Annotated in this window: 13 protein-coding genes; 1 reads left to right on the forward strand and 12 read right to left on the reverse strand. The window is 29.9% G+C overall.

Annotated features, from left to right (window positions below; translation table 11 throughout):
- Positions 1 to 126: 126 nt before the first annotated feature.
- From dacB to C4N20_RS05595, 3 genes are all read right to left on the reverse strand, one after another.
- On the reverse strand, positions 127 to 1560 hold the full coding sequence (dacB, locus tag C4N20_RS05585) for a D-alanyl-D-alanine carboxypeptidase/D-alanyl-D-alanine endopeptidase (protein ID WP_005979764.1): 1434 nt from the start codon (positions 1558 to 1560) through the stop codon (positions 127 to 129).
- 281 nt (positions 1561 to 1841) lie between these two features.
- Positions 1842 to 2207: an FMN-binding protein gene (locus tag C4N20_RS05590; RefSeq protein WP_005979766.1), complete on the reverse strand. Its 366-nt coding sequence runs from the start codon at positions 2205 to 2207 to the stop codon at positions 1842 to 1844.
- 330 nt (positions 2208 to 2537) lie between these two features.
- Positions 2538 to 2861, reverse strand: coding sequence for a winged helix-turn-helix transcriptional regulator (locus C4N20_RS05595; RefSeq protein WP_005979768.1), 324 nt, complete (start codon positions 2859 to 2861; stop codon positions 2538 to 2540).
- Between the two features lie 144 nt (positions 2862 to 3005).
- Here C4N20_RS05595 and C4N20_RS05600 point away from each other — a divergent pair, with 144 nt between their 5' ends.
- Positions 3006 to 3410 carry a pyridoxamine 5'-phosphate oxidase family protein gene (locus tag C4N20_RS05600; RefSeq protein ID WP_005979771.1) on the forward strand — a complete coding sequence of 135 codons (405 nt, stop codon included), beginning with the start codon at positions 3006 to 3008 and terminating at the stop codon, positions 3408 to 3410.
- 145 nt (positions 3411 to 3555) lie between these two features.
- Here the strand turns inward: C4N20_RS05600 and C4N20_RS05605 are convergent, their stop codons facing one another.
- From C4N20_RS05605 to C4N20_RS05645, 9 genes are all read right to left on the reverse strand, one after another.
- A complete protein-coding gene (locus C4N20_RS05605) occupies positions 3556 to 4443 on the reverse strand; it encodes a DMT family transporter (protein ID WP_005979772.1) in 888 nt (295 codons plus the stop codon).
- Between the two features lie 32 nt (positions 4444 to 4475).
- A complete protein-coding gene (locus tag C4N20_RS05610) occupies positions 4476 to 5846 on the reverse strand; it encodes an amidohydrolase (RefSeq protein WP_005979774.1) in 1371 nt (456 codons plus the stop codon).
- Between the two features lie 16 nt (positions 5847 to 5862).
- A complete protein-coding gene (locus C4N20_RS05615; protein ID WP_005979777.1) occupies positions 5863 to 7164 on the reverse strand; it encodes an NCS2 family permease in 1302 nt (433 codons plus the stop codon).
- Between the two features lie 93 nt (positions 7165 to 7257).
- Positions 7258 to 8205, reverse strand: coding sequence for a LysO family transporter (locus C4N20_RS05620; RefSeq protein ID WP_005979779.1), 948 nt, complete (start codon positions 8203 to 8205; stop codon positions 7258 to 7260).
- A 211-nt stretch (positions 8206 to 8416) separates the two neighbouring features.
- Positions 8417 to 8755, reverse strand: coding sequence for a hypothetical protein (locus C4N20_RS05625; RefSeq protein WP_005979781.1), 339 nt, complete (start codon positions 8753 to 8755; stop codon positions 8417 to 8419).
- Between the two features lie 14 nt (positions 8756 to 8769).
- Positions 8770 to 9357 carry a hypothetical protein gene (locus tag C4N20_RS05630; RefSeq protein WP_005979783.1) on the reverse strand — a complete coding sequence of 196 codons (588 nt, stop codon included), beginning with the start codon at positions 9355 to 9357 and terminating at the stop codon, positions 8770 to 8772.
- A gap of 9 nt (positions 9358 to 9366) precedes the next feature.
- Positions 9367 to 11109, reverse strand: coding sequence for a hypothetical protein (locus tag C4N20_RS05635; protein ID WP_005979785.1), 1743 nt, complete (start codon positions 11107 to 11109; stop codon positions 9367 to 9369).
- 15 nt (positions 11110 to 11124) lie between these two features.
- Complete coding sequence (locus C4N20_RS05640) at positions 11125 to 11835, reverse strand: hypothetical protein (RefSeq protein ID WP_005979787.1); 711 nt, start codon at positions 11833 to 11835, stop codon at positions 11125 to 11127.
- A gap of 9 nt (positions 11836 to 11844) precedes the next feature.
- Positions 11845 to 13581 (reverse strand): hypothetical protein, encoded by a 1737-nt coding sequence (locus C4N20_RS05645; protein WP_005979789.1) that lies wholly within the window; start codon positions 13579 to 13581, stop codon positions 11845 to 11847.
- Positions 13582 to 13583 lie beyond the last annotated feature (2 nt).

Here is a 13583-nt window from a genome sequence, read left to right on the forward strand (position 1 = left end):
TATAAGAAAATATTTTCATACCTATATTTATTTAATTTTTTTATCTTTTTCTTTTCAATAAAAAAAGATCAGGCTCTATAATATATAGTTACTGATCCTTTTTATATTAGGGTTATCTAATTGTTATTATTTTTGAAATAATCCATTTAATAATTTTTCCATTTCAGTTCTCAATTCTGTACGTTCTCCGTTCCAGTGGTTGACTATAATAGCAAAAGCATATCTTTTATTGTCTTTTTCTAAGTATCCTGCATAAGATTGAATTCCACCCATACTTCCACTTTTAATTCTTGCCTTTTCATTTAGAGGTGTATTTTTAAGAAAACTTGCTACTGTTCCCTCTTTTCCTGCTACTGGAAATAATTCTTCAAATTTAAGTTCTTTTTTATTATCCATATACATAATAACATCTGTCAATAATTTAGTTGAAAGAGTATCTCCACGAGAAAGACCACTTCCATCTCTCATAGTTAATGAATCTACATCTAGTCCTTTTTCTTTCCAAAATTCTACAACATTTACTCCTTCAACTTTTTCTAAAATCTGGAATAAATGTTCAGCATAATGATTATCACTTCTAGTTAGTAATACTTTTATAATTTCAGAAACAGGAGCTGATTTAGTTACAGCAATTACTACAGTATTTTTAGGTCTTTTTGCTGTTAACCTGGCAGTAGTTACTTTTCCATTAAACTTTATTCCATTTTTTTTCATATAATCAGAAAAATATTGTCCTAGGAAAAGTCCTGGATCTGGTATATCACTCTTTATTGTAATTTCTTTCTTATCTTGAGGAACTATTCCATAGAATCCTCTTCTATTTTCAAAAGGCACTCCTCTTACATAAATATCTCTTTTCCCATCTGGTGATACAACAGCCTGATTGTCAAAAGTTAAATCTTTCATTTCAGGTTTAGTTCCAATAATTTTAGGAGTAGTTCCTGGTGCTCCTGAACTTAAATATAGAGTATATATATTATCAAAAATACTTATTCCATAAGTTCCTGGTGCATAGTCAGTTCCCATGTCTTCCCAAAGCCATTTTCCAGGTATCCCATCATATCCAAAGAGATCATCTAAAACTATAATATCTCCATTTACAGAAGTTATTCCAGCTTTTTTCATCTCTTTAACCCAATCTGCCAAAAAAGCTTCTGGAGCTGCTGAAATTCCATCAGAACCCAAAGTTGGATCTCCTCCACCTTGAATATATAAAGTACCCTTTAATATCCCATCTTTATTAATGTTTCCTTCATACATAAGTTTAGTTTCAAAAGTTTTATCTCCCCCCATAACTTCAAGAGCTGCTGCTGAAGTAATTATCTTCATAACTGAAGCAGGAACTAATGCACTTTTTCCTCTATGATCTGCCACAACTTTTCCCGTTTTTAAATCAACTGCATAAAAACTTAAATCTCCATGTTCTACAATTTCAGCTTTAACAAATTCTTTTACAACTTTTGGCTGACTAGATAATTCTCCAGATGACACAGGTAATTTTGTACAACTACTTAGAAAAATTCCTAAAAGCACAATCCACAAACAAGCTCTTTTTTTCATAAAACACCTCTTTTTTAAAATATTTACACTTCTTTATATACCCTATTATTTTTTGAAAAACAAATATTTCTTTTCTATATGTTCAATGTTATCTCTATATATCATTTAAAAAAAATTTACTTTATATATATAAAACAGATGTATTTATCTATCTTAAAAACTATTATATATTCAGTAAACTAAATTAATATTTTTATATAATATTTTTATAAAAAGCATTCTTTATTTCCATATACAAAAAAGACTCAGAATAAAATCTGAGCCTCTTTTATATCAAATTCTTATTTTATTTTTGAACATGCATCTTTTAATGCATCAATAAATCCTTCAGAAGTATAAGTAGCTCCTGCAACAGTATCAAGAGATTCTATATCCTGTGTAGATTTAATTGTAGCTATCAAACTTTCAACAGCAGGACCTGCAATAGCTTCAGTATCTCCATGAGTACATATTATTTCAGAGATTCTAAGCTCCCCTTTACCATTTTTCTTAGCTAATATTTCAACTTTTACATCACTGTCAAATCCTTCAGCAGTCCCTATATATTTTTTAGGCCCTTGTGATTTTTCAACAAATATACAAGCTAATCCTACTACTATAAACCCTATTACACAATACTTTCTTATTTTTTCTACCCTGCTTTCCATCTTGTCCCCCTCATTAATATTTTGTTATTTTTTAGCCATGCACTTTATTTTTATTTTTTTAATGTCCTATATATTTTAAATTAATTATCATTTTTTTTCAATATTTTTTTGAATTTTTTACTTTAATAATTGAATTATAGCTGTACTAACTCTAAAATATTTCTTTTATATCCTATTCTTTTCTTCAAATAAAATAAAAATATCTACAAAAAAAGAAAAAATCCCTTTTTCTCAGAGAGGGATTTTTCTTTTATCTATATATTAAAACATCTTGGGGAAAGATTTTATATGTTTAATATACCAAGGCTTTGTGAAATTATTGTGAAATTTCTAGTAATTATTTTTCTTATATTCTTCTCCCCATATAAACATTGAATCTAATATTTTTTTCAGACTATAACCAGTATCTGTAAGAGTATATTCAACTCTAGGAGGAACCTCAGCAAAAACTTTTCTTTCTAATAATCCATCTTCCTCCATGGATCTCAGATTTTGTGTAAGAACTTTTTGGGTTACACTTCCAATAGATTTTCTTAATTCACCAAATCTTTTTGTTCCTTCAATTAAATCCCTTAATATTAAGACTTTCCATTTATTTCCTATAAGTTCCAGAGTTATTTCCACAGGACATGATGACAGATTCCTTTTTTTCATTTTCTCTCCTTTTAAACTCTTATTTTACTTAATAGTATCTTTTTGGTGCTTATATAACTTTAAAGTGCTTACTTTACAAAATATATCTATATGTTTATTATATACATAAGGAAATAAAATTACAAGTTATCAAGGAGGAAAATTATGAATGAAGTATTAAACTTTTTAAAAAGTAATCCTGTACAATTTTTTGCTACTGTGGGTTTAGATAATAAACCAAAAGTTCGTCCATTCCAATTTATGCTGGAAAAAGATGGAAAATTATTTTTTTGCACTTCAAATGAAAAAGAAGTTTATAAAGAAATTAAAAGTAATCCCTATGTAGAACTATGCTCATCCTCTCTAGAGTCAGTATGGGTAAGACTTCATGGAAAAGTTGTTTTTAAAAATGATCCAGATATAAAATCAAAAATATTAGAAAATAATCCTCTTATAAAATCAATTTATCAGACTCCTGATAATCCTATTTTTGAAATTTTTTATTTAGAAGGTGCAGAGGCTGTATTTTATGACTTCTCTGGAAATCCACCTAAAGAATATTCTTTATAAAAGTTTCAAAAAAGAAAAAATCCCTTTTTCTTAGAGAGGGATTTTTCTTTTATCTATATATTAAAACATCTTGGGGAAAGATTTTATATGTTTAATATACCAAGACTTTGTGAAATTATTGTGAACTTTCCAGTACATTTTTTTACTAGTTCTTTTTTGTTAAGAACTTCCATTTAGTTTCTTGTGTAACTATTGCTACAAAAACCAACATACATCCTATCCCCATTTGAAAGGTCATCCTCTCATTAAGATACCATACAGCAAAAATAGCTCCAAAAACTGACTGAAGAGTTAATATTAAAGCTGTGCTGGTAGAAGAGATATATCTTTGGGCAATTGTCTGTATAGCAAAAGAAATAACTGTACTTATAACTACCAAATATCCTAATGTCCATTTTATTTTAGGAAGGATTGAAAAATCATATCCCTCAAAATATCCCACAAGAATAATAAATATTCCTGCTGTTACTATAAATTGAATTACTGTTATAAGTATAGGATCAGAATCTCTTCCATATTTCTCAATAGCTATCATATGTGCTGCAAAGAAAAATGAACAGCATCCTGCCACCATGTCCCAGATATTAAAAGCTACTCCTTTTTCGATAGTGAGGAAGCCCAATCCAACTGTTGCTAAAAAAGCTCCTATTACAGCATATTTATCAGGTCTTTTCTTGTTTATTATCCATGCAAGAAATGGAACTATTAGTACATATGCTCCTATTATAAAAGATACTTTTGATGCTGTAGTATTTTTTATACTAATTATCATAAAATAAAATGCAAGAAACATAAATATTCCTATTATACTTCCATTTTTTATGTCTTTCATTTTTGCTTTCTTTATCTTTCCTATATAAATAACAAAAAGAAGCAAGGCTGAAAAACCAAATCTAAACATCATAAGTGAAAAAGGCTGAACGATACTCAAAGTGTCTTTTAATACAGCAAATGTAGTCCCCCATACCAAAGCTACAATTGCTAACGTTACAGAAGATGCCATCTTTAATTTTTCATTTTTATTATTTTTCATCTATCCCCCTCTAAGTATCATCTCCAGCTAAATTATTTTATTTCTATTACAGGGAATCTATCTGGAATTACTATTCCAGCTTTAGCCATAACTTTTTTATTCTGTATTTTAACTTTTTCAAGAAGATCTTTTTCATCAAGGAAAAGAATTTCTCTGTTTTTCATTAGCCATTTACCATTGCACATATTAGATTCTACATTTTCACTGCTCATGGCATATACAATATTTGCCACAGGATCAATCACTGGAAGAGAATGAATAGTATCTGGATTTAAAATAATAAGATCAGCTTTTTTCCCAACTTCCAGACTTCCAATTTCTTTTTCCATCAATGCACATCTAGCTCCATTTATTGTAGCCATTTCCAGCACCTGCTCTGCTGATACTGTTTTAGGATTTAAAGTTCTCCCTTTATGAATAAGTGAAGTAAGATACATATCTCTCATCATATCCATTCTATTATTTGATGGAGCTCCATCTGTTCCAATAGACACAGCTATTCCTTTTTCCAACATTTCTGGTATTTTAGCAAATCCAAGAACTACTTTCATTGCTGCGCCAGGGTTATGTGATACCTTTACATCATACAATCTAAATAGAGCTATTTCTCTTTCTGTCAGCCATACGGTATGAGCCGCTACAAGATTAGGACCAAGAGCTCCAAGCCTATTCATATGTTCAACTGTTGTCTCTCCTCTTGTGGCTCTTGTGTAATCCATTTCCTCTTTTACTTCAAGAACATGCATGTGAATACCTGTATTATACTTATCTGCTAATGTTTTTGTTCCTTTTATTAACTCATCAGAGTTGTTAAATATAGTCCTTAGTCCAAACCAGATTTTTATTCTTCCATCTGCTGTATCATTATATTTTTTAAATAACTCCTCCTGAAAATCAAGTTCTTCCTGAGTTGTTTTCTGCCATGCTTTTGGCAGCCCCTCTCCCTCATCCATTGTAGATTTAGAAAGACAAGCTCTTAATCCACACTTTTCTACAGCTTCAGCCATAGCATCTACATATTGTCCTCCAGCTTCCAGAAAAGTTGTCACTCCTGTTTTTATAAGCTCTACACAACAAGCAGTAGAAGAGATAAGAGAGTCTTCATAATTGAAGCTGCTTTCATATGGCCATACCCTTTCTCTCAGCCAAGTAAGAAGAACCACATCATCTGCTACTCCTCTTCCCAATTGCTGCGAAAGATGTACATGAGTATTCACAAGCCCAGGAAGAATAATTTTTCCTTGTACATCATAAATTTCTGCATCAGCATTTACAAGAGAGGGTTCAACTTTTCCCACAGCTTTTATTTTATCATCTTCTATTAAGACAGAGCCATTTTTAAATATCTCTCTGTTTTTATTCATAGAGATTACATATCCATTTTTTATCAAAATTTGAGACATATTTTCCTCCCTCTTATTATACAATTAAGTTTATTATAGAAAGTGTTCCTATTACCCAAAGAATAGGACTTATTTTATTATATTCTTTAGCTATTACATGCATTATAATATATGATATGAAACCAAAACTTAATCCTATGCTGATACTGTAAGTTAATGGCATAAATATTATAGTTATAAATGCTGGCACAGATATTTTAGTATCATTTAAATCTAAAGCTTTTACACTTTTAAACATAAATACTCCTACCATAACTAATGATGGTGCAGCGGCAAACATAGGAACTATTCCCACTATTGGAGTTATCAGAAGAGCTGCAAGAAACAGTATTCCTGTTACAAAAGAAGCAAGTCCAGTTTTTGCTCCAGCAGCTATCCCCGCAGCTGATTCTCCAAATGTTGTAACTGTACTGGTTCCTAAAAATGCTCCTATTATAGTAGAAGAAACATCTGCAAACATCATTTTTCCAAGTCCTTTATAATGTCCATTTTCATCTTCCAGTCCTATTTCTTTAAAACAAGCAATCAAAAACCCAAGTGAATCAAATAAATCTATAAACATAAACGAAAATATTGATCCTAAAAGAGATATTTTCAAAGCTCCAAATATATTAAGTTTAAAAGCTATAGGTGCAATACTTGGCGGCATAGCTATTACTGCATCTGGCATAGTAACAAGCCCACATACCATTCCTAGTAGAGTAGTTATTACTATACTTATCAGTATTCCTCCTCTTACTTTCTTCATTTCAAATCCAGCCATCATCATAAGTCCTCCCACTGAAAGAACTACAGGAAGATTAAATTTACCAAGTGCCACAAGAGTAGCCTCATTCCCAACTATTATCCCCATATTTTTTAACCCTATGAATGCTATAAACAGACCTATTCCAGCAGTTGAAGCTGTTGTTATTGGTGCTGGTATTGCATTGGCAAGTTTTTCTCTAAATCCTAATGCTGCAAGAATAAAAAAGAATGTTCCTGATAAAAATACAACTCCAAGAGCATCCTGCCAAGATACCCCTTTTCCCATTACAAGAGTGAATGTAAAAAATGCATTCAATCCCATTCCAGGAGCCATAGCTATTGGTACATTTCCCATAAACGCTGCTAAAAATGTTCCTATTGCAGTAGCAAGACAAGTAACTGTTATCAATGCTCCCTTATCCATTCCAGACATAGAAAGAATAGCTGGGTTGACAAATATTATATATGCCATTGCCAAAAATGTTGTTATTCCTCCTATTACTTCTGTTTTCACACTGCTGTTTCTTTCTTTAATTTTAAATACTTTTTCTAAAAATAACTCTTTAGACAAAACCTTTCCTCCTTAAATTTCTATATATTTTAAATTATTTGTGACTAAAGAATAAAAAGGATATTAAAAATACCCTCTCAGTTATTATATTTTTTACCCAATAAATATTTTCCCTAAAATAGGTAAAAGAACAGGGACAGAAAATGTTAATATAATTCCTGTTATAAGAGTAACCAATCCTAGTTCTGCTCCTACAAATTTAGTAATAGGTATAAGCATTGTATCCATATTCCCAGCCCCACCAGATGCAATAGCACTTCCTTTACTTATTTTGATTAATATAGGAAGAAAAAATACAGTAAAAAACTCCCTCATTATATTTACAATAAAGCCATAAGTTCCAGCTTCTATTCCAAATTTACTGGTCATAAATGCTCCAGTCAGACTGTAATACCCCATTCCGCCAGCTGAAATAACAGAAATATTTTCAGGAACACCTAATATTTTCCCAGCTACAGCTCCTCCTAAAAGACTTCCCATTAATATAGCCAAAGATATCAGGACAATTTTTACCCCTATTACTTTTACATATTCCAATATTTTCAAATTACTTCCAAGAAATATTCCTACTCCTGTATATAATATTATTAAAGAGATAACCAAAGAATAATTCAAAATTATCTCATAAGATTTATCCATAAAAAAAACACCAATAATTACACCTAATATTACACTTATTGGAATAATTATAGTAAGCGGAGATTTCCCCGCTTCTACTTCTTCATCTCTCCTATTTTCATAATTTTTAAGTTCTAATTGCTTTTTTATCTTTTCTAAAGGAAGGATAGTTTTTTCCAATATTATAGTTAAAATTACACTGAATAATATCCCAAAAATAGAAATAACAGCACAGTTCCATCCTATTTTTCCAAGTTCTGATATAATTTCTTCATTAATACCTGTATTCATTCCAATAGTAGTCATTAAAATTACTATAACTATATTTATTACCATATCTATTTTTTTCATAATCTCTTTTGAAAGATTTCTGATTCCTATTATGATTCCAAAAAAAAGACAGATAAAAGGCATTATTGTCATTTTTTAACTCCTTTTGGTGCTTTTATAAAATCATTCTTTATTCTATCATCTTTTTTGAAAGATTACAATTTAAAGATACTATCATATAAGGGATAAAATATTAAATTGAATGTAAATAAAAAATTATTTCTACATAATTTTAATCATCACATCAAAAAAGGAGCTCAGTAAGAACTCCTTCTTTAAAATACATTTATTCTTTTAATTAAATCTAATTTTTCAATTTTTTATCCAAATGTTTTTTGCCTAATATTACTGCTCCCAGGCTTCCAATTAAAGCTGTCAATTCTCCTGGAATAGGAAGACTATATATTTCAACTCCCATAAAAGCAGTTAAATAAGGAGTTATTATGTGATGAAATATTACTAATATACTATACACATAAAACAGATGCAGAATCCCTCCTCTTTCAAGGAATTTTGAAAACACCTGTAGTCTTTCCTTTTCCACATCAGCCATTATTTGATCCACTTCTTCTGGCTGTAAATATTTTCTTAATATATCTGGTAAAAAACTGCTTACTACATTTAATACAGTTTTTTGAAACATTAATATCACCTCTCTTATTTCCAATTGTTCTCTATGTTCAAATATCTTCTTTTTATATCTTGAGGTGCTTTTTTACCCCATTTCAAACCCAGTTTAAAATCATAGATATCATGGGATTTTAAAATTTTTTTAGTTTTTATAAAATTATGCATAAGTCCATTTTTACTAATATTAAACTGATTATGATAATCTACTAAGTGGACAAAAGTTTTTTCATCTTCCAGTTCTGGCAGTTCATTGAGATTGGCTACATAATTTACCATTTCTTCAATGTGCTTTTTGTCCAGTTCATCTATATCTTCTCTATGATTTTTTAATTTATTATTAAGATCACTTATTTCTTTATCTAATCTTAACAATCTATCAAGATCACTTTTTGTAAATCCACATTTTTCTTTTAAAAAATCTCTAGCTTTTGAATTATGCTTTACATCAAACTGGCTTCTGCCAAAGCTATATCCAGATATTCCCCTGGCATAACTGAATTTACAAATTACATTTTCATTTCCTGAAATTTCATTTAAAGCTATTACATACATAATTTTATTTAAATCAATATTTTTTATTATTTCTTTTATATTTATAAATATCACTCCTTTCATTTAAAAGTTTTATAGTGTTTCTACTTTTTTTCCTAAATATATTTGTCTTTTTAAATTTTGTTCAACAGGAAAGTTTTGGATCCAATTTGCCATATCTGAAACACCCACATTTTGAATCCAATATGGTGGGAACCGTAGAAAAAAATATGGTGCTATATCAGCTGTTTCAAAATTAGTTGGAGTTTTTCTCCATAATTCTATTTTAAATACCTCCATATTCAAACAATTATTATTAGTTCCAATTTCAATTCCAATAGCAGTTGTATCTTTTTCTCCATTGCCAGTTTGCATATAATTATCTAAATACCCTTGTGGATACTGCATTGTATTCATTTGCATTCCATAAAGATCATAATATTTATTTTTATCCTGCTCCTCTGTTTGAATATAAACATTTTCACTTGCTCTTGCTAACTGCATATTATTTACAAGATTGTAATATCCTGTACTTGTATCAAACCATTGCCAGATCATAAAGTCATCTGTATTTCTAGCCCAAGCATTTATTCTAACATGAAAAATACAAAGTATTTTGTCGTTATTTCTTATGGCTTCTTCTACTAATTTCCCTGAAAACTTTATAATTAATGGATATGAAATATTATTAGGCTGTTCTTGAGGTATAGAAGAAGAAAATGGAAAATTCACATAATTATTATCTTTTTGAGTTCCACCATTTATAGCATCTATTAATGGGGTAATATCCATATCAGTTTTAACTGGGACTTGGGAATTATACGAATCAAAATATCTCATTTCTACTTTAAAATCTTCATTATTATTAGCAGATGTTATTTGAGGATTCAATCTTTCCCATTTCTCATATTTCCACTTTACTTTCCCTTCTAATTCTGGATAATTTTCTCTATATATTGGCCTATAGTTTTCAAGAGATAGCCAGTCTTCTGGAGTTTCTACTGTCCTAGTCAAAGTCTCGACAATATCTCCTGCTGTTGCTCCTGTTCCTGAAATACCCGCTTCTCCTTTCCAAGTTGACCACTGAAATTCAGATCCATCATCATATATAAATTTATAATATACTTTTTCATTATCTTCTCTTACAAATTGAGTCCTTACTATTCCATTTCCTTTTCTTCCCTGTTCTCCTTGTTCACCCTTTTCTCCAATATCTCCTTTATCTCCTTTTGGAAGTACAAAATTTAATACTTGTTCTGGACTTTCACCATTTATTATTACTTGTGCTTGTTCTCCTTTTTCAACATTTCCAACAGAAAGAATATTTCCAGGCCCTATATCCCCACGATCTCCCTTTTCTCCTTTTAGGTTATCACTATATTGGTATTCTGTTTCTCCCTCTACTCTTACTCCTAGTTTATTTTCTTCCCAATTGAATTCTAGCCCTCTTCCTACAAGAGATAACAGCCATTCTTCTTCTGTCCCTCCATAACCATTTTTTACTGCTACTTGATATGCATTATACCCATCTTCAACAGTGAACTCTCCTCTTCCTCCATCTGTATAAAGTATCTCATAATAATTAATTTCACCTATTTCACTTTTTTTAGTAACACTTGATATCCCTCTTCCAGTATCTCCCTTTTCTCCTGTATTTCCTTTTTCTCCTTTTTTAGCTGTTATTTCCCCTATAACATTATTATCTTCTCTTATTATCTCATAAACATTGCTTCCATCAACTAAAGTTTCTTTATATTTTACTTCTTTTATAGAAAAACCTCTTGGCCCTTCTATTACATCAGCATTTATATTTAAAGAAATATTTCCTTTTTTCATAATCAAGCCTCCTTTTTATCTCACATATATAGCTCTAAGTGTATGTTTATCTCTTCTTTGTTTTATTCTAGTCACTGTATTAGAAATTCTTGTTACATAGCTATCATAATCCCTATCCCCATCTTCTCCTCCTCTTTGTACCATAGTCACCTGATTATATGTTAGCCAAGCATCTATTGGAGTACTCAAAGAAATAACTCTTTCATTATATCCTGTCCATATAAATAAAATCTCATTATATCCTGATATATCATTGTGTGTTATATCCCCCTGTTGAGAGCCACTCCATATTTTTGTCCAACTTATTAACTTCTGTACTTCTATCCAATTTTGAAATTTTCCTTTATCATTACAAAATTGAATATATCCATTATTATCTTTATAAGCTATTTGAGGTACAAAGTTATTTGTAGCTGCTGTTGATGTTATTACATTTCCACAATACACATCTCCCACTTTTATTCCACCACTTGTACCCCTCTGAACTAGTTTACTTCCTACATTCTCCATTGACATATCTTCTTTATATATTGTTTCTTTCAAAAAATCTTTTATCACTTTATATGAATTTACAATATTGTCCCAGTTAATATTTAAAGCATGCCCTGCTGGAACATCTGCCATAGGTTTATTTATTTCTGTTTTCAATTTTGAATAAACCTCAGGGTCATACATCAAAGCTATTGCTGTTGCTATTTCTTCTAATCTTCCTTTATCAAGTGCCATTTCTCCTCCTTATACTATAATTATCTCTTTATCATCTTTTATTTTGCTGTCATTATACAGCCATTCATTAAGTTTATATTGAATCTTTCCTCCTCCTGTAATAACAGTATTACATTGAAGTTCTCCTATATCATCTACTGATATTACATGTTCTATTGAATACGCTCTCAAAAATAGTGGTCTCTCTGTTAAATTTTCATGAATATACCACAGTTCATCATTGAGTTTCAATTTAGGCATTAAGGTTGTTTCAATTGTATAATTTACCACTGGATCTTTTAAATCTTTCAATGCCTGAGTTGCTAATTTCATAGCCATATCATTTGTAGTTATTATATTTTCTGTTAAATCAAGTCCTAAAGTTAATCTGTTTTCTCTATATCTAAGTATTGAATCCTCATCTTTAAGTTCTATTGTTTTTACTTTATTACTATCATTCTGATCTTTATATACTACTGACACAATATTTCTCACTCTTGTTAAATCTCCTATATAGCTAAATTCTCCAACTACATCTCCTCTAAGAAGCTGATAAGTTATATAGCTTGCTGAAATTGTATCTTCAAAAATCAACACCTGTTTATTTTTAGTTCTGTCATATCTAAAGTACAAACTCCATCCTTTTGAGAGTGCAAGTTTTTGTATTGAGTCCCATATAGTTGTATCTTCAATAGAATAATCTTCTGTCAAAGTAGCTGTATTATATGGATCATACAAAAATTCAATATCTTCTCTTTTATTATCAATTAATATCTGTTTTATTGCATCTTCAAATGTCATTCCTTTAGAATAGGTTTTATTTATTGCCATTACATCAAGATCATAGGAAAAATCCTGACATTCCAAAGAGACATTATGATAACCTCTTCCTTCATATCTTCTTATTTTTCCATCAAATATTATGATGTCTTCAGCTGCATTAAAGAATAATCCAATTACCATTCTTTCGTTTACTGGAAGTTCTGTATTCAATCTTACTTTTATTCCATCTCTTTCTCTAGTAATATTTTCTATATAATATGGAAAATTATCTGGATCATCCTCTTTAGCAAAATAGAGATATTCTACTCCATATGTATCTGAAAAATATTTTCTTGAAAAATATCCAATAGCCCATGGCAAATATGAATATTTATAATATCCTAAAATCTCAACAATATCTGGATCTACATTTGGAATAAAATATTCTCTTGCTCCTGTCCCTTCAAATTCTGCTCTATCAGCATCTAAATCGCTTGCTGTTGTTATTATTAAAAAACCTACTTTTTCATACTGTCTTACTACTCTGTTAAAATATACATATAGACCATTTGCCATTTGAGAAGTATTTTCTATTTTTAAATCAGCCTCTAAAGGTGATAACGAACATTCCTCATTATAGACACTAACCAAATCTATTTCTTCTACTCCTCTTATATTTTTTAAAAGGATATATGTTTTATCTTCACCAGTTAAATTTAAATTGTAGTGATTTGCAGATTTTGCTGTCCTTACTTTTATTCTTACTCTTCTTCCTAGTTGAAATTGATTAGTTGATAAAATAGGCCCTGTTGTAAGTTTTTTATTCTTATCATTATGGATGGTAAGATTAGCAAACTTTTTTAAACTGTCTATTCCAAAATCTTCACTTCCAACTTCAGCTATATTTCCAAGATTTATAGTTGTAGTCCCTACAACCTGCTCTGTAAAGTCTTTCCATAATCCTTCATTATCAAGGAATTCATATTTAACTAGAAATTTTCTCATTA

Source organism: Fusobacterium ulcerans (assembly GCF_003019675.1).
GTDB lineage: Bacteria > Fusobacteriota > Fusobacteriia > Fusobacteriales > Fusobacteriaceae > Fusobacterium_A > Fusobacterium_A ulcerans.

Bases quoted from the DNA above. Each gene is read 5' to 3' on its own strand.
- C4N20_RS05640 (WP_005979787.1), bottom strand. From the start codon at position 11,835: ATGGCACTTGATAAAGGAAGATTAGAAGAAATAGCAACAGCAATAGCT.
- C4N20_RS05605 (WP_005979772.1), bottom strand. From the start codon at position 4,443: ATGAAAAATAATAAAAATGAAAAATTAAAGATGGCATCTTCTGTAACG.
- C4N20_RS05635 (WP_005979785.1), bottom strand. From the start codon at position 11,109: ATGAAAAAAGGAAATATTTCTTTAAATATAAATGCTGATGTAATAGAA.
- dacB (WP_005979764.1), bottom strand. From the start codon at position 1,560: ATGAAAAAAAGAGCTTGTTTGTGGATTGTGCTTTTAGGAATTTTTCTA.
- C4N20_RS05625 (WP_005979781.1), bottom strand. From the start codon at position 8,755: ATGTTTCAAAAAACTGTATTAAATGTAGTAAGCAGTTTTTTACCAGAT.
- C4N20_RS05630 (WP_005979783.1), bottom strand. From the start codon at position 9,357: ATGAAAGGAGTGATATTTATAAATATAAAAGAAATAATAAAAAATATT.
- C4N20_RS05610 (WP_005979774.1), bottom strand. From the start codon at position 5,846: ATGTCTCAAATTTTGATAAAAAATGGATATGTAATCTCTATGAATAAA.
- C4N20_RS05590 (WP_005979766.1), bottom strand. From the start codon at position 2,207: ATGGAAAGCAGGGTAGAAAAAATAAGAAAGTATTGTGTAATAGGGTTT.
- C4N20_RS05620 (WP_005979779.1), bottom strand. From the start codon at position 8,205: ATGACAATAATGCCTTTTATCTGTCTTTTTTTTGGAATCATAATAGGA.
- C4N20_RS05595 (WP_005979768.1), bottom strand. From the start codon at position 2,861: ATGAAAAAAAGGAATCTGTCATCATGTCCTGTGGAAATAACTCTGGAA.
- C4N20_RS05645 (WP_005979789.1), bottom strand. From the start codon at position 13,581: ATGAGAAAATTTCTAGTTAAATATGAATTCCTTGATAATGAAGGATTA.
- C4N20_RS05600 (WP_005979771.1), top strand. From the start codon at position 3,006: ATGAATGAAGTATTAAACTTTTTAAAAAGTAATCCTGTACAATTTTTT.